Source organism: Bradyrhizobium sp. 482_C4_N1_8, from assembly GCF_052075965.1.
In the GTDB taxonomy this organism is placed as follows: Bacteria; Pseudomonadota; Alphaproteobacteria; order Rhizobiales; family Xanthobacteraceae; genus Bradyrhizobium; species Bradyrhizobium barranii.
Genome location: NZ_CP197231.1, coordinates 2,594,919 through 2,615,692, shown reverse-complemented (window position 1 = coordinate 2,615,692; position 20,774 = coordinate 2,594,919). Strand labels below are relative to the sequence as shown.

Sequence of the window (20,774 nt, the reverse complement as noted above, 5' to 3'; positions counted from 1 at the left end):
CGCACCCGCGGTCCGCTGCGCGAAAGGTAGCGCAAGGAAACCGCACAGCAGCATACAGGTGGTGCCAATCACTCGGCCTTCCCTGCGCAGGGGAAAACAAAGATGCATATGGAATTGCAGAGAGGCGCGTGGAATTTATAAGCCATTGATTGGTTGAGAGTAGTCCCTGTACGATGCCATATCGATTTATTGGCATTCCCACACACCATTGGGACAAAACCGGGGACACAACACGTGGCACGCAGGGTCCGTCATTCCAGCCTTGAGACGCGCACCGCTCGATTGAAGCTCGCCGTTCGCCGTAAGCCCTACAGCGGACCCTCGCTCGCGCGCGGCGTGGCCCTGCTGTACCGGCGTAACCAGACTTCCGGAAGCTGGGTCCTGAAGGCTTCGGACGGTCACGGAAAATACTGGACCAAAGCCGTCGCTCTGGCCGACGATTTCGACGAGAGCAACGGCAAGACCGTCCTGACGTTCTTCGAAGCACAGGATGTCGCCAAGAAGCTCGCGCGCAGCGATAACGGCAGTACTGACAGCGCACCAATCACCGTGGACATCGCCCTGAAGGACTACAGGCGCGACCTGATCGCGCGGAACGCGAATCCTTACAACGCCGAGCATCCGCGCCTGCACCTCACCAGCCTGCTTTTGTCGAAGCCCGCGGCGCTGCTCACGGCGACCGAGCTGAAGAATTGGCGGGACAGCTTGTTGGGCAAGATGGCACCCGCCACGATCAACCGGCTCTGCCGGTGCGTGTGTGCGGCCTTGGCGCTGGCGGCGCAGCACGACCAGCGCGTCAAGAACCGCGACGCATGGGAAATCGGTCTCGCCGGACTGCCGGACGCGCAGGAGGCGCGCAACGTGATCATCTCCGACGACAAGGTCCGTGAATTTGTCGCAACGGCCTATGCTCTTGATGCCAAGTTGGGGTTGCTCAGCGATGTGCTCGCCGTCACCGGCGCGCGGCCATCACAGGTCGTCCGGCTGCGTGTCGAGGACCTGCACGATCATCCGATGCGCCCGAAGCTGATGATGCCGAAGTCCGCCAAGGGCGGCGGCCGCAACCGTGCGCAGAAGAAGGTCGAACGCTATTCGGTGCCGATCACCGTGCAACTGGCAGCCGAACTAAAGGCCGCGGCAAAGAGCCGTGCCGATGATGCGCCATTGCTCATGCAAAGCGACGGACGCCCCTGGGACAAGAATCCGGGGCAAAACTATCATCGCCAAGTGGACAAGGTCGTGACCGCCATTGGGTACGATCCTGCCGTGGTGACTATGTACTGCTTGAGACACAGTTCTATCGTCCGGATGCTGTTGCAGAATGTTCCGGTTCGATTGGTCGCGAGCCTGCATAATACAAGCGTCGCGATGATCGAAAAGCACTACTCGAAGCACATTGCCGAGTACGGCGATGAACACGCCCGAGCTGCGCTGCTGCAGTCCGTGCCGCCGACCGGCGACAATGTCGTGGCGTTGGCGAGCTGATTGCCATGGCCGAATCAGTTCACGAGCGGCTTGTCGAGGTCCTGTCTCAGCTCGGGAATCGCGCCGTGGCTAAGAAACACGCCGTCCATATCCATGCGGCCGTCATCGCTACTTCCCGAGGTCACAATATCGGAAGAGATGAGTCCGACTACTACGCCCGACCGAAATACGCCAAATCCGTGGGTCCCGCCAAAGAGTTTCGCGATCTGGCTAGTCTGGCACGGAGGGCCATTCGCGGAAAAATCAGCAAGGAGGATTGGATTCGGGAATGGGCTGCAAGGCCGCCTGCTGTTCGGCGCGCCTGTAGACCCTTTTTGCTGAAAGGCGAGAGCCGGTCATTGGATCAAACAAAACTGCTCGGCTTCTCTGCCCCAGGCTTCACCACTGTTATTCCGAAGCCCGAGGCGGTGCTACCGGCGCTGGAGGTGGCGCTTGAGCTTGGGAAGATCGCGACAGGTGACAAAAAGAAGCGCAAGCCAGACCAAGCAATCGATGATGTGATTGCGACGGTCCAGTCGGCGTATAGCGCCCTTACTGGATACAGGGGCGGTCGCGCATTTCTGAACAGCGACCGTAGCGCCAGGATTCTCTTGTTGAGTCATGAGATCGATAAGCTGTTCGGCACGAACTTTTTCCCGCAGTCCGATAGCAGCCGGCTGAAACGAGTCTGGGGACTGAAGCCAGCTCGGCAGAAGTAATTCTGGCGACAAACGACCATTCTTACTCGGCTCGACCTAAAGAATTAGCCTGTGCTCCGTGTAGCCAAATGGACATGGAGAACAATTCATGGCGCGCCCCGAAGTTACCGGCTGTAAGCCGACCCACCGGCATCCGGCAGATGACGCCGACGCCTACAGCATCGAGGAGTTCTGTAAGCGTCACCGCATCAGCGTTCAGCTCTTCTACAAGTTGAAACCGCAGGGTCTTATGCCCGTGACGTTTAACCTCGGCACCCGCGTGCTGATCTCGCGCGAGGCTGCCGCGGCGTGGCGTCGTGCGCGCGAGAAGGCGACGAAGCAGACTGCGGCGTAGCCGAACAGAAAAGGCGGCCCGCAACAGCCGCCCCCTCATCAACAATTTATGGATTCTAAATGCGTGCTTTTGATAGCAGCGCGCGCGTTTGCGCGCAAGCTGGCGACGAGTTTCCTAAGCCGGAAACCGCCGCTTCCTTCTTCGATCCGCTCGTGGCGTACAGCTACGATCTGATCGTCATCGATCCCCCGTGGCCGTTCAAGACCTGGAGCCCTGCCGGAGAAGGCAAGTCGGCATCGCAGCATTATCGCCTCATGACGCTCGCCGAAATCGGAGCGTTGCCCGTCCGCGGCTTGTTGAAAGCCAACGCCGTTGTCCTGCTCTGGACCACGGGCGCCATGCTTGCTCAGGCGGTCGCGGTCATGGAGGCGTGGGGCGTCACGTTCAAGACCGAGCTTGCTTGGCGCAAGGTCACGCGCAACGGCAAGGTGCGCATGGGCTGCGGATACTGGGCGCGTAGCATGCACGAGCCCATCCTGCTGGGCACTGTCGGTAAGCCGTCCAAGATTACCCTGCCGTCTTGCTTCGACGGACTTGCTCGCGAGCATAGCCGTAAGCCTGACGAGTTCTACGAGCTGATCACGACGAAGACGCCGGGCTTGCGCCGTGCCGACGTGTTCGCGCGTGAAAAGCGCGAAGGCTGGGATGCTTGGGGCGATGAAGTCGAGAAGTTTCCTCCGACTCGCAGCGCCTCCGAGAAAGCATTGTTTATTGGTGACCGCGAGCCGCTCGGAGCGGTGTCATGAGCGCCCTCCGGTTCCCGTTCAGCGCTCGCCAGATCGCTTCCGTCATGGGCGGCGATCTGACTGGCCGCGATTCCTGCAACGTCCCTGGTCCCGGGCACTCCCCCAAGGACCGCTCACTGGCCGTCCGCATCACGCCAAACGGCTTCCTGGTCCATAGCTTCGCCAACGACGATTGGAAGGACTGTCGCGAGTACGTGCGGAGCAAACTCGGCCTGGGCAACGATTGGCAGTCCGAAAACGCCCCGGCGCCGGACATGACCGGCGACGACCAGGAACGCCGCAAGAAGTTCGCCCTGAAACTCTGGGCGGACTGCATCGATCCGCGCGGAACGCTCGCTGAGCGTTACCTGCGCGAATATCGCGGCCTGGACTTGCCTGAGAGCGTCGCCTACGCGGCCATTCGCTTTCACGCCGGTCTTCGCTATGAGAGCGGCAAATATCTGCCGGCGATGGTGTGCCTGCTGCGCAACATCGAGACCGACGAACCGACCGGCATTCACCGCACCTTCCTGAACCGATACTCCGGCGAGAAGATCGACCGGAAGATGCTTGGGATCGCCAAGGACGCGGCCATCAAGCTGGACGCCGCGTCCTCCTCGGCACTCACGATCGGTGAAGGCGTCGAGACGGTGCTGGCGGCACGTGCTGCGGGCTTCGCCCCGGCGTGGGCATTGGGGTCGAGCGGTGCGGTGCGCGCGTTTCCGGTGCTGCAGACTCTGCCCGAGTTGACGATTCTGCAGGAGAACGACCCGACCAGCCGCCGGGACGTCAAGACCTGCGCGCGTCGCTATCTGGCGGTGCGGCGCCCGGTCAACATCGTCGAACCCAAGGTCGGCAACGACTTCAACGACTGCTGGAAGGCACGTGGCGATGAATAAGCCCTTTGCCGTGCATCGGATGATGCCCAACGACATTGTGACCGAGGACAGCGCCGCCCAGCAGTTCGTCGAGCTGCATGGTGACAAGCTCCGCCACTGTCATTCTCACGGCAAGTGGTTCCGTTGGAACGGATTCTATTGGGAGATCAATAACACCAACCTTGCGTTCCACGCGGCACGCGAGCTGGCCCGGCAGCTGGCCGGGAACGAGGAGGACCGCAAGCGCTATAAGATTGAAGCCACCAGCTTTGCTGGCGGCGTCGAACGGTTCGCGAAGTGCGACCCGAACGTCGCTGTCACCATGGAATTCTGGGATCGCGACCCCTGGCTGCTGGGCACCCCGGGCGGCACCGTTGATCTGCGGACCGGGGTGCTGCGCCCCGCCTCGCGCGAGGACGGCATCACCAAGGTCACCTCGGTGGCCCCCGACGGTAGCGGTTGCCCGCGTTGGCTTCGTTTCCTGGTCGAGACGACCGGAGACGATGGTGAATTGATCCGGTTTTTGCAGCAGTGGTGCGGGTACTGCCTGACCGGCATCACGCGCGAGCACGCGCTTGTCTTCGTCTACGGCCCCGGCGGCAACGGCAAGTCGGTCTTCCTGAATACGGTCACCACGATTCTGAAGAATTACTCCGTCACGTCAGCGATGGAAACGTTCACTGCCTCGAAGAGTGACAAGCATCCGACCGAACTTGCGATGCTGGCTGGCGCGCGGCTCGTCACCGCGAGCGAGACCGAAGAGGGCCGCGCATGGGCCGAAGCACGCATCAAGGCGCTGACCGGCGGCGATCCGATCTCCGCGCGCTTCATGCGGCGCGACTTCTTCACCTACGTGCCGACCTTCAAGCTGATCGTGATCGGCAACCACAAACCTGTCCTCAATAACGTTGATGACGCGGCCAAACGCCGATTCAACATCGTTCCGTTCATCCTTAAGCCGGCCACGCCGGATCGGGACCTTGAGCAGAAGCTCATGCAGGAAGCGCCGGGAATCCTGCAGTGGATGATCGACGGCTGTCTCGACTGGCAGCAGAACGGGTTGATCCGTCCGAAATGCGTGATGGACGCAACGGCGGAGTATTTCAGCGATCAGGACCTGTTCCAGCACTGGCTGGAAGAGGAGTGCATCTGCGAACCCGGCAATATGCATATGTCGGAAGCCAGCAGCCTCTTGTTCAAGTCGTGGTCGAACTACGCCAAGGCGGCGGGACACAATCCCGGCACTAGCTCGACCTTCAAGGACAACCTGACTGCGATTGGGTTCAAGTTTTACCGCAGCGAGAAGGCTCGGGAGTTCTTTGGCATCAGCCTGAAGCCGAATACGTCGTTCGACGGGGGCTATCCATGAAGGGATGGATGGCTGACGGCACTGACGGCGCTGACGCATTTTCCGGTTTAGTCGCTTACGCGCGCGCGTGGGGCGTCAAACAGAAAAAGGCGTCAGCGCCGTCAGCGGCGTCAGGTCTCGTCACCTCTGATGGATAAGCCAATCGCGCGGAATTCTCCCGCGCCCACGGCGATGAAGGGACGCATCACCGCGGATTCACACCGGTCCCAATCACAGTGAGGATTGAAATGCGAACTACCGATTCACAAATCTTGATCGAAATGCCAGGCGTGTACGATTGCGACTTCGTCGGCTCATGGCTTCTGAAGGTGGCACAAGCGCAGACTCTCTGGTCCGAAACACTGCACGATCGTGTTTTCCGGACTTCGGCTTCCACGCTGTCTCGGTGGTTTGATCCGTTCCAACACGCTGCACTTGAGGTTCTGAGCGCCGCGCCGTTCTCCTCCTATGAAAAGGATCGCTTCCTGGTGGTCGATTTCGATGCGACCGGGGCGTTCAGCACGGCATTTGCGATGATGGTCTACCTCGGCTTCTTCTTTTCCGACGGCGGCATCTATCGACTGGCGGTCCCGGAATCCATCACCATCCACAAAGTGAAGCGCGCCGCATCGAAGGTCGCGTCGAGCGGGATGGAGAGCTTGTTGCACACCTTGCCTCATCGAATTGAATCGGACCGGCTCATGAGAGGCTACTAACCACGCCCTGGCTGCCTCGGTTCGGGTCCTTTCCGGACCGGGGCAGACTGCGGGTAGCGCCCCCGCGCTCGGCATGACCAGTGCTGGACAATTCAAGACCGACAACAACAACGAAAGGAACTTCACGTGAAACTAGTTTCCGCATTCGGCGCCGCCGACATGCTGGAGTTGGACCGGCAGACCGTCCGGCGCGCTTTGCGACAGGTGGCGCCGGATGGATACGAGAAGAAGCAGCCACGTTGGCGGATGAAGACGATTGTTGACGCAGTCGATCGGCATCTCGGCCGCAATAGCGCGCCCCGGGCAGTCGATCAAAGCCGCTTGGATGCTGCTTTTAGCGAATTCGACGAGGGCTGCGCAGCTCTCCACTCGATCACTGATCTGAAGATTCGCCGCCAGGAAGCTGGTCGGCTTATGATGGTCCTGGTCGAGCTGGACGGCGCCATGCGTTCCGAGGCTCGCGGGAATCGCGAAGACGATCTTCGTGCATCCCTCCGCTGCGACCAGCACTTCCGGGTTGCGATGCGGCGCTTCGAAGGCCCGTGTGAGTGGACGTACGAGGAGTGCTGGGGGGTTCTTGATGCCATTGCCGGCGGCCCTGCGTGTTCGAATGGAGGCGCCTGATCATGGATGCCGATACGCGAGAATTGGGCGAGAACGCTGACGATGAGGGAGATGTTGTCGCTGCCTTGATGCACACGATCGCAGTGCTGCAGGCTCGGGTGACGGAACTTGAGCAGCCGGCGGCACAATGGATGCCCCTCAAGCGTGCTGCATCGGTCTGTGGGGTGAACTACGAAACGGCGAGGGTGTGGGGCGCGCGCGGTTTGATCGAGGCCCATCGCGAGGGCAAGCGTTGGATGGTCAACTTGACCAGCCTGAAGGCACGACAGGCGCGGCTCTTTGGTCGGCTTCAGGGAAGATTGCGAGCCCGCTAAGGGCGATCGCCATTTTTTGCCCCGAACGGGGCATTGGATCGGCGGCGCCCGTCAACCGCGAAATTTGAGCGGTCACTCTGAGCCGCGCGGTCAAGCCGACCCTGACGCGGGATCACCGACGACGTGGCGCTAGAGGTTTCGGGCGCCGCTCTGGTCACCCGAAGATGCGGCAACGCGGTTGGCTCTATTCCTTGGTAGGTGCCTGACCGGTGGTGGTGTGGTCTTCCACCTTCCCTTCGCTCTTGAGCCTTGCGGCTCTTTCCTCGTTCTTCTTTGCGGACTCCTCCTTATCGCCTGGAGTGGCGCATTGCGAACCAGCCTTGAGATCGCCCCTCACTTGAGCCTCGTCGGCTGAGTTCTGCTGAGATTTATCCTGCTGGAGCTTGTCGTCGCATTGCTCGGCCAACGCGGTGGCGGCGACGCAAGACAGGGTCAGCCCAAAAGCGATTGCGATCGATCGATGCACAGAGGTGTTCCTTGAAAATTGGGCTCATTTACACCGCAGCGAACGCTTCCGGCGCGGCCTCTATTGAACTTAAGAACTTCCGTAAGGTTCCGGATAGGCAGTGCCCGGCTCCAGCGTGCAGGGTATGCGCGACGCCCGACCGCGTCCAACGAGGTGGGCTATTGAGGATGGAGCAGACGACTGCGGGATTGAGCCGTGCAGCCGATGCTGACCCATTGCGGGCATGCGGCCTCCCGCCGCTTTGCGACGCAACATTGCACCTCACCGAGTACCACGACCCTTGAAATCTGATATTCTGCATTGCGTCCTCCTCAAGTTGCGATGACGGTCGAATGAAGCGGCGGGAGTTTATAGCCGCTGTGGCGTTTCTCGCTTGGTCAGGGCGTTTGCGCGCGCAGGGCAGACGCCATCGACTTGGCTTTCTCGCCGTAGGTGACGGAGGCGGGCAGGCGCTCAATCAAGCCGAGCGGGCGTTGTTCGATGGTTTGCGAAACAATGGCTGGATAGACGGAAGAAACCTAACTATTGACTATCGTTTTTCCCAACCTCCGGACCGACTGCGAGGTTCAATTGCCGATCTGATTGCTCTCCGTCCGGATGTGCTCGTCGTCGCGGCACCACAGGCAACCGAAGCCCTGAAATCGGCGACCACGACCATTCCCATTGTGTTCGTAGCTGTGGCCGATCCCGTGGGACTCGGCCTTGTACAAAGCCTAGCGCGTCCGGGCGGCAACATAACGGGGCTTGCGACCTACGTGCCAGGAAGTTTCGTCGCAAAACGAATAGAAATCCTGCGGGAACTGGTACCCGGTGCCTCGCAAATTGCGATCTTGGTCAATCCCGGCAACCCAATGCACAGGCTGTTGTTAGCCGATGAGGTACCAAGTACGGCGCGCAACCTCGGCGTGGCTCTGCCGATAGTTCAAGCGACCACGGCTGAGGAACTTGATGTAGCCTTTGCCTCGGCCGCAGCCCAGCGCGCCGATGCAATCATTGTTTTTGGCGAAACTCTCACTGTTGTCGAGGCCCCCCGAGTTGTCGCGCTCGCGGCGAAACATCATCTGCCTGCGATTCATTTCTCCCGACAATTCGCTAGTGATGGATTGATCGTCTACGGCCCCGATATAGCCGATCTGTTCCGCCGTGCAGGAAGCTACGTCGATAAGATCCTCAAAGGCGCCAAGCCGTCCGATCTGCCGGTAGAGCAGCCGGTCAAATTCGACTTCGTGATCAACATGAAAACTGCCAAGGCACTCGGTCTCAGCGTGCCGACCTTATTGCTCCTTCGCGCCGATGAGGTGATCGAATAGCTTCCAAAAACTGCGACTGTGGTCCGCTCCGTGGGGCATTGCGGACTTGATTTGCTCAGGTTGAGTTCTTCGCATTTTGACCGAGCGGAAGTAGGCGCCCACACGGCATGCTTTAATTGCTGAACCAATACTTGATCGGCTCAGTTCCTACGATTAGCTCGGACAAATCGGATGGAAACGAACGCTGAAATGCAAGCTCTCTTTGGCATTTGCTCTCAACGGAGTACGCAACGAATATAGCTAAGATGATCGATGCGATGCCAGCGAAGTACGGCCAACGTTCGTTGCTCATTGAGCACTCCGCGGGAAGGGTCGCCTACACTCATATACTCAATTTAGCGCCCCTGGCCGATGCGCTATGTGAACGCGTTCACATTGTATCCGCATGTGGCTTCCAGGGCTAATCGGTAGGTGGCAGCGACCCGGAGACAGCCATTGTCGTGCCTTCCAATCCTGCCGCACGAGGATCAGACCGATTTCGAAAGGACTGTAAACCTGTCGCTTTCGACGCGGTCGTTGAACCTTAGTGCCCGCATCGCAGACATAGCAACAGCCGAGGACTCTAGAAGCCACCGGGCCAGTCTGGAGTTGGCGCTTCATGTGAAGCGGTTCATACAGTGACTCCGGCGGTTTGAATAAACTTATTATAGAAGTCGCGGCGCAAATCTCTTGCTTGCTTAAGGAGATTGCAGTGACGAAGATATTTCTGATGGCCACCATCAGGGTGGTGATCATTCTGGTGGTCTGGCACTTCGCGGCGCACGCGCACGATCATAGCCGCCCCGAACTCGATAGCTGGTTCGAGAGCCTCAAGAGTGACAAGGGGCCATGCTGTTCCAATGCCGACGGCACCGCGCTATCCGACGCCGACTGGGAGGTGAAGGACGACCACTACCGCGTGCGCATCAAGAGCCAATGGTGGGACGTGCCGGACGAGGCCGTGATCAAGAAACCGAACCGCGCCGGTCGCACGATGGTCTGGCCCTTCTACTCTTGGACGGTCGGCAAGGCGCTGCGGATCGACATCCGTTGTTTCATCCCCGGAGCCATGATGTGACCGACATGGCGTTTTCGAACGAAAGCCTGTCCTACACTTAGTAGTCTTTGTTGGCCGATGCTGCCTGGCGGACTGATACTGAAGCAGTTTCTGATCATCGATACGCGCCTCGCACAAGAGAGGTTGTTATGGTAATGTTTCGAGTCGATTGCCGCGTACGACCTGATTGTTCGATAGGTGGGCATCGTAGCCGCGGTTTTATTGTCGCGATGCTCTACGCGGTGTGCATATTCCAACTCGCGAGTGAAGCTAGGGCTCAATGCACCGCACAAGATGTCTTGCAGAGCCAGTTGAAGCTCAAGAAAGCTCTCTCGACCAGTGTGCCGCAAGTGCTGGTCAGATCCTCCGCCGATGTGCCGACGTGGAAAACACTTACGCTGGGGACTTTTGCGGACTCGCTCGCCCTTCGTAACGCGTTGGACAAAAAAGGTTGCGGCGTCGGAGGGCTGGCTGCGGAAATTCTCGCTCGACCGGCCTTTGTCGTCGATTCTACGAAAACAGATGTGGAGCTTGTTGCTGTATCGGCGGGCCAGCTCGGCTTCAAAACCGATGCTGTGACCCTGGCTGCAATTTATGGGCGCGCTCAGCAGTTCGGCTTTGAACTTGCGGTTGCAGAGGTCGGTCCGCAACTGAGGCTTCAGTATTTAGACCAGCCCATGGGTGAATTTCTCATCATCGGAATGGAGCCAATCAAGACGTGGAGCGGCGAGCCAGTTATCCTAAATGTAGCTAATGGCGGGGCCGGGCTTATCCTCATTGGTCAAGATGGCAGACCTGACGCGGAAATATCAGCAATCTCCCGCATTGTATTCGTTCGGTCCAACAAAGCCGTGCCCGATGACAAGCTTGAGAAGGCGGAAGCACTCCCGCCGCCCTGAACACAATACGCGAGTGGATGTCCGGTTGTGGCCCATCCGGACGTTCGCAGCGCTTCGTCGGCGGTCTGCTTCGGCTGAATAGCGGACATTGCGGTCGTTGTATTTTGTTGGAAAACGTCCCGTGCAACCCGGCCCTTCCTTCGCGTAACGTGATCGCGAAAGGACAGGCAACAACAAATGGGCATTTTCAAACTTACTCCCGAGAAGACCATCCAGCGCGATATCGACGCCGCAACGGCCAACCGTGACCGGCTCTCGGCAAAGCTGGCTGAATGCGAACAGGCGATCGGTCGGCATGCGACTGCGGCCAAAGACAGCGCCCTGAGCGGCGACGATGCGGGTCTTGATGCGGCGGAGGGTTCGCTCCGAGCCGCGCAGGATCGTGTCGCGACCCTCCAGACCGCCTTGACGGAGATGAACCAGCGACTTGCCAATCTTGAGCGCGCCAAGGAGGAGGCCGCCGACAAGAAGATGCGTGCGGAAACCGCAGCGGAAATCGATCGCCTGATCGGCAAGCTGACGGAGGTCGGTGCGGAGTTCAACGAGACTGCGGTTCGGCTGTCCGAGCACACCACGCGCGCCGTCCCGCTCGTCTATGAAGCTCTTGGCCTCGACAAGTTCATGGCAACTTGTCAGGCGGAAGTGCCAGCCGCGTTGGAGTTAGTTGCCAAACTGCTTCGTGCTCACGCGGACGCTGTGATCGCCGGCACTGCGCCTGCGACCCTGCCGCGCGACGAGGATCAGCACGTCCCGGCGCCGGCTCAGGCTCCCACCGAACCGCACTTCAAGTACCGCGCCGTGAAAGCTGAGCCTACCTTCAAAGGCTTCGTTCGTACCTAGAAGGAGGATGATTTGAAGTTCTGTCCGCCTGGCGCCGAACCTTTCCAAACGTTGCAGAGAATCGACGGTTGGTTCGGCAGTCCCGAAGAGGTGCCCGAGAGTGTCGCCCGACTGATCGTCGGCGAAATGCCTTCTGGCCGTCCGCGCACCGTCGCCGAGGCTACGCGGGCGCGGATGATCGCGCGTCAGTTGAAGTACGAATTGTCGAGGAAGGTCATTGTGGCGCGGCGTAATCGGTTCGGGCTCGAAACGCGGTAAATCGAGCGCAATGTGACCGCGCCGATGCCGTAGACGTGCCACCTTATGCAGCAGGTCGCATGCGGTAATAAGACCTGTCAATGATCAGAAGGCGCGGCGGATGTACCCGACCTGATGATCTTCAATGGCCCTGACGCGCAATATCGGCGGGGCCATTGTTTTAGGCGCCTTCCGTTCACGCGCAGATGTCGGCTCTTAGACGCGAAGCAGAAATCATATGCTCGATCCGAGCCTTACCAGTTGTGACCCACTGCGGACATTAGCGCTGGGCTGCCATGGGCGGCCGCGTAGCGTTACCAAGGATTAATTTCTTCGACAGGAGACGGAAAGAATCGATCTTCTAAGATGGACTTAGCGGAGGAGACCGCCATGCGCCACAGCTCAATTCTGCACGCTGTTACCGCAGCCGGTCTGTTTCTGGGATCATCCAGCCTCATCTCAGATGCATCCGCCGAGACCGCCGGCCACGCCTTGGCCGTGTCCGTCGACGATTTCAAATATAGAGACACGTCGAACGAGCCCACCGATCAGACGGCCGTACATGAAAACCGATTGCGGGCCTTCATGAGCGCGCTGCGGGACGATGTCACGGCGGACCACCGTTTTGAGCTTGTGCCGTCCTCCTGCGCTTCAAATTGTCCGACCGATGGACCGACGTTGCGCGATCGGCTGCGCGCGGCGTCACAGGCCGGCGCGCAGATCCTGATCATCGGCGGCTTTCATAAGATGAGCACGCTGGTGCAGTTTGCGCAGACTGTTGCTATCGATACAAAATCCCAGCGCATTGTGTTTAGGAAATACTTCCAGTTCCGCGGCGACAACGACGAGGCATGGCAGCGGGCGGAGCGCTTTGTATCGGAGGAGGTCCGCGACCGGCTGCTTGAAAGCAGATCGCAGCAATAGACTACGCGCGACGCATGTGCATGGCACCGTGAGTCCGGTTTTGGCCCATCAGCGAAGTAGCAGCGCACCTCGTTGAGGTCCCCTCACCGGGGCATGGCGGACTAGATTTGCTCAGGTTGAGTTCTTCGTATTTTGACCCGCAGCGGACCTCAACCTTCCGGCACGATGCCTGCAAGGGTGTTACGCGACAAGCCTGCACGTGTTAAGTGTAGGCCGGCGCCGCCGCCCTGGTTTTCATAGTTGGTTAGTTTCGGAGATTGGAATGTTCAGTTAGCTGCGCGTCACGAACTGAACTGACGATACCCATTCCACTAGCGAAAATTCATTGCAAGGAGGAAGACGATGAAACGTCGAGAATTCTTGGAAGCAGCCGTCGCAAGCATGGCCGTTGTTGCAACGGCCCAGCCGGCCATCGCGCAGACTTCTGGAACAACATTTTTAGTCTGTACGGGTGCGTGGTCTGCGGGATGGTCGTGGAAGAAGATGCACCCGCTAATGGCCGCCGGCGGCCATCGCTTGGTCACTCCGACCTACACAGGTCTTGGCGAGAGGGAGCACCTAGCCAGCCCGTCAAATGATCTTGAAACCCATATTCAGGATATTCTGGCGGTCATCAAATACGAAGACTTGCGCGACATTGTGCTAGTCGGCCACAGCTACGGTGGCATGGTCGCAACGGGGGTCGCCGACCGGGCGCGAGACCGTATCAGCCGATTGGTTTATCTCGATGCATTTGTGCCAACGGATGGACAATCTCTGATGGATGCGGGCCCCCCGACGGCACGGCAGCGCATGCAGGAACTCGCAAAGGCGGGCGATGGCTGGCGAGTGCCATCGAACCCCATTCCGCCTGACACTTCGGATGCCGACGTGAAGTGGATTTCTGAACGCCGGCTCCCCCAATCAATCAAGTGCTTCGAGCAGCCGCTGAAGATGCACGGTGGGGATCTGTCCTTGCCGCGTAGCTATATCTATCTGACGCGCGTAGCTCCTGCGGATCCTTTCCGACCCTTTGCCGCGCGCGCGAAGAACGACCGCCATTGGCGTTACTACGAACTCGACGCCAGCCATTCAGCGCACATAACCGCGCCTGCAGCTCTTGCTCAGCTGCTGCAAATAATCGTGTCGCAGCCCACGTAAGCTCGCGTGCTGTGAGGCCGTCAAGTCGGGAGCCTCGAACTTGCATTGTCGTCCGCCATAGGAGCAGCCTCTGGCGATGTCCGGTGTTTGCTGTGCGCATCCGGGTCAAGGACCGCTTGTGGCCGATATTGTTGCAAAAGTCGATTTTCGCCGATGACCAAAATTCTGCGGGCCGTGGACGCGACTTTCGCGTACAAGATGCGAGGGACCTCACGGCCTCACGCAAAATTCACAGGCGACTTCGGTAGCGCGATTGAGGTCATACGAATCAGCGATCGCTCGCTGCTTAGTGTTTTCGCGAAAAATCTTGAGCCCTGCAACTTTCGACTTTTGCAACACAATCGGCCCTTAGCGGACGGCGGTACGGGTTACTGCGATGTCTGTTCTCAGGCCGACATCGGACGTGACCGCGCATGTCCACTTATCGGTTCGCACGCCGCTTCACTCAAACCTTTTCGAAAGATCGATGCCGACGAAGGTGAGCTCTTCGACGTGCGGATGCTTATCAGCAACAGAGTTCCATTGATCTCGAAGTGCTTTAAGCAGCTTGTCGAAATTCACCCGCTCTCCTGACGGAAGCTGCCATTGTCGCCCCTTCGTGCGATTCACCAACACGAAGATGCCACGCGCGGAGCGATTGTCGCGCAGGTAGTCGCCTGACAGCTGGACTTCCAGCCGCTCGAACAGCTGCGGTCCTGTCCACCGCTCCGCTAATTTAAGCTCAGACGGCACTGGGGCGTCAAAACCGGCTCCGTGGAAGCGTAGGTCGGGGCGTTTGGCGTCGGCGAGTTCTTCCTCTTGCGTGATTGTGTAGCGACCTCGCGCCTTTTCGCGGAGTTCGTGCGCGAGATAGTTGCGCATCTCCGGTTCTTCCTCGACCCGCTGGAGAATCGTCGCCACGCTGTCGTCGCCATTCTCGAGATCATCTCGGAGATCGAGGAGACGCATCATCGCTAAGTCAGCCAGCTCGCGATGGTTTGTCGGCGTACGATCCAGATGTTGATGAAAGTCACGCACTTGGGCCGGTAGCCACGGCGCCAGGTCTGCATCCTGTTCTGCCTTACCGCGTGCAAAGGACGTGAGCCATGGCCGGGAGTCGGCTTTTGGGTGCTGGGTCGCTATTTCGGATAGCGCGACGAAGGCCTCTTTGCCCGGGATTTGCTTAAGCTCATTGAAGAGCGCGTTTCGCGCGTCTTGCGCGTTGTCGCGCAACCCTGGCGAATAGACGCCACCACCTGACCGGTTGATATCTTCGTCCTCGCGCACGTACGCTTGCATCAACAGAAACAGCTCCTTCAGATGCTCTGGCGTGGCGAATCTTCGACGCACTCCTCTAACCTCTGATCGTCTTCCACCTAGTAATCTGATAACCAAGTTCATTGCGAAGTGTGTTTGATCGCTTGGAATGGCGATAGCAGAGAGGTGTGCTGCTATCTGCGGGATGGCTTGCTCCGGCTTCACGCCCGCCCAAACGGCGAACCATGTTGCGGCAGCTTCAGCATTTGCTGAGCCTCGGGCCTTGATTTGAGCGAGCGCGGCTAGGTCCTGATCTGATATCGAGCTACTCCCCTGAACTATGGTCAGGAGCTTTCCCAAATTGAACGCATTCTCGACGTTGGTTGTTCGCAGGAGGTCCAGCGCCGCAGGAGCAGTCCGGTCCCATGCCCATTGCCCGGACCAGCTCACGTCACTTAGTAGATAGTTGGATTCTACGTCCGGCTTTTCGGATAATATTTCGTCCTTGATTTCGCTTACAAGAAAGTCGCTGACGATTTCTGGATAGGTGGCGAATAGCTTTGGAAACCATGGAGGGAAGCCGTTCAACTCATGGGCAGCATAACGGCAGGCGACCAGCACCTCGTCCTTTGATAGGCTCGATGGCCAATTAGGAGTTTCTGCCGCCTCGATGTCCAACCCCGCGAGCCCGAATATGACGGATATAGGTGTGGAGTTGGCCGGAGCTCCCTCAGACCGGAGGATCGGCCGGTACTTGCGCCAATAATTTGTCACGCCTTCGCGATACGCCTGCGCTACCTCTTCACCGAATTCAGGGATCAGTTCGCGCCAGCGTCCCACTGTCCATCGATTAGCCCTTTCAGCGTTCTCGCGCAGGCGCTCGTGCAGGTGCCATTGGGCGCTTGAGATGTCAGTCGGGTCCTTCAGCTCGGGGGCGCGAACAAGCTCAACATTAGAGAGGATAAAGTCCTTGGACTTTTTGCGGTTGTCACGCTCCCGCTTCTCCCTCGCGGCCGCGCGTTTCTTCCACTTTTTCTCTTCTCGCTCATGCTCGGTTACAGGGGGATCAAGCAAATTTCCGAGTCGCTCTTCCAGTTCGAAATTGCCAATTACGAGCTCGCGAAGCCGATCTCGCCACGCGGGCGGGCGGTTACCTTTCGCGTAGATATCGAATGCAAGGGTCAGGGCGACCTGCTTGTCGTCTTGATGATGTGATGTGCGAATTGCGTCGGCCGCATAGGCGAAGTCGTCCACGCCGAAATCCCAATAAGCGAGTCCGGACGCCTGCCAAAAACTTATCAATCGATGGTTTTGCTTCACGTAGAACGCGCTTTGGCGCGTCGCTTGTACATCGTACCAAAACGCCGCACGATTAAGCTCTGTCCAGGCAGGGACCAACTTGCCAAACTCGGCTTTTACATCCCGAAGGTCCTCATCCCAGTTCTTGATGGCTTTGAGCTTATGAAGGATGCCGAGAGTAGTCTCCCGAGTGGCTTCAGGTCGCCTTGCTCGGATGAGCCTCTCCACTGCGAGTGAAGCAGGAGTAATTAGCCAAGCGTTGCTTTTCGAGACGTCGCAGAAGCCCCTTTCAATGAAAGGCGGCTCTTCCAGCAAATGGTTCAGCCCCTCCGCGAGTTTCGGCAGCAGCTCTATTGGTGTCGCTTTCACAAAGGTCGCCACCCCGTCCGTCAGTGAATCGACCGTAAATCGCTTCTTCGGCGCCGCTTTAGCCAGCGCCTCGAGAAGCCACGTTGTTGTTTCCGGTGTTGGGGCTGATGCAGTGACGATCTCGCTGAGCCAGTCGCGATTTAACACTAGTGCTTCGCTCGCGAACCTCTTACGCAAGTCGTCGATATCTTCGGTCGTACCAACGGCGCGAAGAGCTCGTATGGCGGCCTCGCGTGTATATTTAGCAGTGGTGGAGGAAAGCGCCAAAGCCTTCGCTTCACCCTTGAGTGCAAAGAGGCGTCCCAACCAAACCATCCTCATGAGGAAGCTGACCAGCTCCGCATTTGATGCATACGCCTTGAGCATGGCGCGGATGTCGTCCGCCAAGTCTGGGTTGGCGAAGCGTTGCACCGCGGCATAGTCCAGTGCACTCTGGCCGGACTTTCCGGATGCGAGCTCCTGGCAAACCTCAGCTAGCGTTGTTTTGCGCGTCGCGAGCGGCAGGGCGCTGGGGTCGCCACCTTCAAACAGCACCTCAGGCGCTATTCGAAGAATTCGGCCGCAGATGCGGTCGTCAAGAATAGCAAGCCACGGGAGTACCGGACGCATAGTAGGTACGACGACTTCGACCCCGTACTGAACACGGAAAAGAAGAGCTTCGACCTCCCTTCGTGACGATGATCGCTCAAGTAGTTGAGCCAGCCATTCCGCAGCTAAGAATTCGCGAACTGACCGATGATGGAACCTGACGGTGCCGTAGATGGCCTCATCAAATATCGGGCGAGAAAGGAGCGTCTGCTGGTCGCGATCGTTCCAGTCGGACAGGACCATCCGCACGGGAATACCCTTGTTATTATGGGAGCCATCCGGCACTTGGATGGTCGGCTCCTTCCCCAAGATTGATGCCGCTGCGAGCAACCGTGCGCCTTCCCGAGCACGTTGGGCCGGAAGTGGCTGTGCCTCGCGATGATTTTGATCGCGCTCCTCCAGGCGGCGTTGAACGCTGTTCTGCATCAGTTCGAGCCGCGTACCGATGCGGTTTTCCTTGCTCCAAAAATCAACAAGCTCTTCCAAGTCTTGCGGCCTGGTCGTGAACGTTTCGGCATCCGCCCGTTCGATCTCTTCGAGAAATGCTCCTGTATTCGTCACGCCCCGCGCCTGCGAGAACACTTCTATTTTTGATCTAGAGAGGTCATCGAGAGTGACAATTCGGAAAGCTGATGGCGTCTCTTTTTCCTCTGAACGCTCGGTTTCGAACGACTCAGGGTCGAGAGCGTCTTCTAGCGAATCCTCTTCCGGAAGTTCGGGCGGGGCGAGCCTGGTAGTGTCCGGAGCGAATGGGAGATGGCGCTGACACAGTTCGAGATCAGTCCTAGCGCGCCAAGCACTCGTACGACCAGTGAGAACGATGTGCACGCGGTCGGTCGCCGCCTGGATGCGGCGGCCAAGTTTGCGGATGGCTCGTTCGAAATCACCGGGATTGCGGAGCCGCGCCTCGTCTACGGAGTCGAGTAGCAGCCAACCTTCATCGGTTGAAGCGAGCCACTCTGTGAATTCTTCGAAAGTGCCGACCTCGAATGCTTCTTCAAAATCGTCGGGAATATGTTCGAGGCGCATGAAGAACGCCTTTTTCTCTTCGGCACGGAGGCCCTTGGCCGCCTGTCGTATCTCCTCTGTCTTGCCAGTGCCTGCTTCGGACAAAATGATCGTTCGATAGCCCTTGAGGAGGTCGGCCCAATGCAAACGCGGGCCAACGAAAAAGGCTTGGTTGAGCTGGAAACTATCGCTTTCGCGCGCATACTTGGCGAGTTCGTGGAACGACCGTTCTAGCTGGATGAAGTCATTTGAAGCTTTGCCCATGGCCCGAATCTACCAGAACGGGAGGGCTGCCCGACATCGCACCTGCCATTGCCTGTGGACAGCCGCGATGACCGCAATCTAGGCGATTGTCGCACTCTTTCTCCGTAAGACTACGGTCTAGGTGCAGATGCTCTTCGGGACACAACTGAAGACACTGCGCCAGCATCGAATTGATTTATCTAACTTTTTTACGCCGGCACGTTCCCTGCGCAGTGGTTGGACGGCTTATGCCGTGCTCTCCCGGGAGCCGAATTCCTTCTGGCCTCCCTCGTCCTCGCGAAAGTCACCAGCACCGCGCCGGTTGACGCGACTGCCGCATCCGCAAAGGCTTGACCGTAGCGACGACGGCCAGGACCACACGTCTATACTTTGGCATTCGGTGAAACACGCCGAAACTAACCCTTTAAAATTAGGCTTTTTCAACTAGCCTGATGCGGGCTGTTTCAGCGGGCTTCACCAAAATAAGGGCCCGGCCCTAAGCCTTTCAGCGTCCGCACGACAAACTGAAAGCCCCAATGCCGAGCCCTTTGGTCTCAAGCCTTAGGAGCCGAAACCACATGGATAGTAGCATTGCCCCCTCCCCCGCCGGCAAGCGGGGCCGCAACAGCAGCGTCATTCTGACCGACCGCATGTGCGAGAAACGCGTTGCCAAACGGACCAAGCTCTACGACCGTAAGTGCCCTGGTCTGTACGTAAGCATCACCACGACCGGGGTGGCAACCTTCTCGTTCAAGTTCACCGACCGGGAGACCGGCAAGCAACGCACCGGCTGGCTTGGCGTCTACAATGCTGAGACCTTCACGGTCGAGGACGCCCGTAGCAAGGTCTACGGCCTCAGGGCCAGGGGTGGCGAGGCGCTTGCCGAGACCTTCCGCGACCAGAAAGCTGCGAAGGCGAAGCGCGGCAAGACCGTCGCCGAGATCATCGACGAGCGCATCGCGTGGATGAAGACGTTGGTCAAGAAGCCCGATGGCGAGATGCGCCCCCGGCTCGAAAGCTGGCAAAACACCGCGAGCCACCTCGACCGCCTCATCCGCCCACGCCTCGGCAAGAAGCTGGCCATGGAGGTCACCAAGCACGACATCGCCACACTCTCGAACGACATCGTCGCGGCAAGTTCGGCAAGCCCTCGGTCAGCAACGCGCGCCATATGCGCAAGGCGGCCTCGGGCCTGTTCACCTGGGCGGCGGAGGCAGGCCGCGACTATGTGACCGCCAGCCCCTGCGTCAACCTGCCAAAACTCGATCCCGAACATCCCCGCACCCGGGTCCTCTCCGAAGACGAGATCAAGACGTTCTGGCACGGACTGGACCGCAACGACCTTCCCTATGACCGCCGGACCCGGCTCGCACTCAAGTTCGAACTGGTCACCATGCTGCGCTCGCGCGAACTGCTCGGCGCGCATCGGGATGAGCTGTTTGACCTCGACGGCGAGCATCCGCGCTTCGACGTGCCGCTCAAGCGGGTCAAGAAGCGGCGGGTGATCCAGCAGCCGTTATCCGATCTGGCGGTCGAGATCATCAAGGAGGCGCTCGCCTCGGATGGTCAGCAGTTTGTCTTCGAGAGTCCCATGTACAAGGGCCAGCCGATCCACCGGAAAGTGATGGCCGACGCCCTGCGCGGCACCAAGCACGAGACGAACAAGGACAAAACCAAAACCGCTGGCCTCTGCGAGCTGCTCGGTCTCAAGCCGTTCACGCCCCATGACCTGCGCCGGACGGCAGCGACCCTGGCCGGCGACCTCGGCTTCGACGACGCATGGATTGCGAAGTGCCTCGACCACGCCGCGAGCAAGAAGGCCGAGCAGATCGTGCCGACGGTCACCGGCAAAGTGTACAATCACTCCAAGCGGATGAAGGAAAAGCGCGCGGTGCTGGACGGCGTCGCGGCCGAGCTGCGGCGGATCGTCGGCGGGCGGACATCGAGAAAGGACGCCAATATCGACGTTGCGGCCTGATCTATCGCCCCGCCTGAGCTTCGATCAGGCGGGCTTCAATCAGTAGTTCTGCGGGAGTGCGTTCAAGCAGCATTCATCA

General features: G+C 59.0%; 20 protein-coding genes. 18 read left to right on the top strand and 2 right to left on the bottom strand.

The genetic code is table 11. The features are described from left to right. Positions 1-234 precede the first annotated feature (234 nt). From AB7Z56_RS12120 to AB7Z56_RS12080, 9 genes are all read left to right on the top strand, one after another. Positions 235-1,485, top strand: coding sequence for a site-specific integrase (locus AB7Z56_RS12120; RefSeq protein ID WP_441256257.1), 1,251 nt, complete (start codon positions 235-237; stop codon positions 1,483-1,485). Between the two features lie 5 nt (positions 1,486-1,490). Then, entirely contained in the window at positions 1,491-2,183 is a 693-nt protein-coding gene (locus AB7Z56_RS12115; protein ID WP_441256256.1) for a hypothetical protein, read from the top strand. A gap of 88 nt (positions 2,184-2,271) precedes the next feature. Next, positions 2,272-2,517: a hypothetical protein gene (locus AB7Z56_RS12110; RefSeq protein WP_441256255.1), complete on the top strand. Its 246-nt coding sequence runs from the start codon at positions 2,272-2,274 to the stop codon at positions 2,515-2,517. A 59-nt stretch (positions 2,518-2,576) separates the two neighbouring features. After that, the gene (locus tag AB7Z56_RS12105; protein WP_441256254.1) at positions 2,577-3,263 is read left to right on the top strand and encodes an MT-A70 family methyltransferase; all 687 of its coding nucleotides are present in this window, start codon (positions 2,577-2,579) and stop codon (positions 3,261-3,263) included. Then, a complete protein-coding gene (locus AB7Z56_RS12100) occupies positions 3,260-4,141 on the top strand; it encodes a DUF7146 domain-containing protein (protein WP_441256253.1) in 882 nt (293 codons plus the stop codon). The genes AB7Z56_RS12105 and AB7Z56_RS12100 overlap by 4 nt, the downstream gene beginning before the upstream one ends. Continuing rightward, a complete protein-coding gene (locus tag AB7Z56_RS12095) occupies positions 4,134-5,489 on the top strand; it encodes a phage/plasmid primase, P4 family (RefSeq protein ID WP_441256825.1) in 1,356 nt (451 codons plus the stop codon). Before AB7Z56_RS12100 ends, AB7Z56_RS12095 begins: the two co-directional genes overlap by 8 nt. A gap of 227 nt (positions 5,490-5,716) precedes the next feature. Continuing rightward, positions 5,717-6,184, top strand: coding sequence for a hypothetical protein (locus AB7Z56_RS12090; RefSeq protein ID WP_441256252.1), 468 nt, complete (start codon positions 5,717-5,719; stop codon positions 6,182-6,184). Positions 6,185-6,310: 126 nt separating this feature from the next. Further along, entirely contained in the window at positions 6,311-6,808 is a 498-nt protein-coding gene (locus AB7Z56_RS12085) for a hypothetical protein (RefSeq protein ID WP_441256251.1), read from the top strand. Between the two features lie 2 nt (positions 6,809-6,810). Beyond that, positions 6,811-7,122, top strand: coding sequence for a hypothetical protein (locus tag AB7Z56_RS12080; RefSeq protein WP_441256250.1), 312 nt, complete (start codon positions 6,811-6,813; stop codon positions 7,120-7,122). A 184-nt stretch (positions 7,123-7,306) separates the two neighbouring features. Here the strand turns inward: AB7Z56_RS12080 and AB7Z56_RS12075 are convergent, their stop codons facing one another. Then, positions 7,307-7,588, bottom strand: a complete 282-nt coding sequence (locus AB7Z56_RS12075; protein WP_441256249.1) for a hypothetical protein — start codon at positions 7,586-7,588, stop codon at positions 7,307-7,309. A gap of 332 nt (positions 7,589-7,920) precedes the next feature. Between AB7Z56_RS12075 and AB7Z56_RS12070 the strand changes: the two genes are divergently transcribed. The 7 genes from AB7Z56_RS12070 (at position 7,921) to AB7Z56_RS12040 (ending at position 13,974) form a co-directional block, all read left to right on the top strand. Then, positions 7,921-8,898, top strand: coding sequence for an ABC transporter substrate-binding protein (locus AB7Z56_RS12070; RefSeq protein WP_441256248.1), 978 nt, complete (start codon positions 7,921-7,923; stop codon positions 8,896-8,898). A 691-nt stretch (positions 8,899-9,589) separates the two neighbouring features. Beyond that, a complete protein-coding gene (locus AB7Z56_RS12065) occupies positions 9,590-9,955 on the top strand; it encodes a hypothetical protein (protein WP_441256247.1) in 366 nt (121 codons plus the stop codon). Between the two features lie 290 nt (positions 9,956-10,245). Next, positions 10,246-10,833, top strand: coding sequence for a hypothetical protein (locus tag AB7Z56_RS12060; RefSeq protein WP_441256246.1), 588 nt, complete (start codon positions 10,246-10,248; stop codon positions 10,831-10,833). Between the two features lie 177 nt (positions 10,834-11,010). Beyond that, the gene (locus AB7Z56_RS12055) at positions 11,011-11,673 is read left to right on the top strand and encodes a hypothetical protein (RefSeq protein ID WP_441256245.1); all 663 of its coding nucleotides are present in this window, start codon (positions 11,011-11,013) and stop codon (positions 11,671-11,673) included. A 12-nt stretch (positions 11,674-11,685) separates the two neighbouring features. Then, positions 11,686-11,931 carry a hypothetical protein gene (locus tag AB7Z56_RS12050; protein WP_441256244.1) on the top strand — a complete coding sequence of 82 codons (246 nt, stop codon included), beginning with the start codon at positions 11,686-11,688 and terminating at the stop codon, positions 11,929-11,931. 369 nt (positions 11,932-12,300) lie between these two features. Continuing rightward, positions 12,301-12,834 (top strand): DUF2380 domain-containing protein, encoded by a 534-nt coding sequence (locus tag AB7Z56_RS12045; protein ID WP_441256243.1) that lies wholly within the window; start codon positions 12,301-12,303, stop codon positions 12,832-12,834. A 342-nt stretch (positions 12,835-13,176) separates the two neighbouring features. After that, a complete protein-coding gene (locus AB7Z56_RS12040; protein WP_441256242.1) occupies positions 13,177-13,974 on the top strand; it encodes an alpha/beta fold hydrolase in 798 nt (265 codons plus the stop codon). Between the two features lie 441 nt (positions 13,975-14,415). On the opposite strand, the gene AB7Z56_RS12035 is transcribed toward AB7Z56_RS12040, so the two are convergent. Further along, a complete protein-coding gene (locus tag AB7Z56_RS12035) occupies positions 14,416-18,738 on the bottom strand; it encodes a hypothetical protein (protein ID WP_441256241.1) in 4,323 nt (1,440 codons plus the stop codon). A gap of 557 nt (positions 18,739-19,295) precedes the next feature. Between AB7Z56_RS12035 and AB7Z56_RS12030 the strand changes: the two genes are divergently transcribed. Both AB7Z56_RS12030 and AB7Z56_RS12025 read left to right on the top strand, forming a co-directional pair. After that, the gene (locus AB7Z56_RS12030) at positions 19,296-19,949 is read left to right on the top strand and encodes an Arm DNA-binding domain-containing protein (protein ID WP_354098243.1); all 654 of its coding nucleotides are present in this window, start codon (positions 19,296-19,298) and stop codon (positions 19,947-19,949) included. Then, positions 19,889-20,695 (top strand): site-specific integrase, encoded by an 807-nt coding sequence (locus AB7Z56_RS12025; RefSeq protein ID WP_354098242.1) that lies wholly within the window; start codon positions 19,889-19,891, stop codon positions 20,693-20,695. Before AB7Z56_RS12030 ends, AB7Z56_RS12025 begins: the two co-directional genes overlap by 61 nt. Positions 20,696-20,774: the final 79 nt, after the last annotated feature.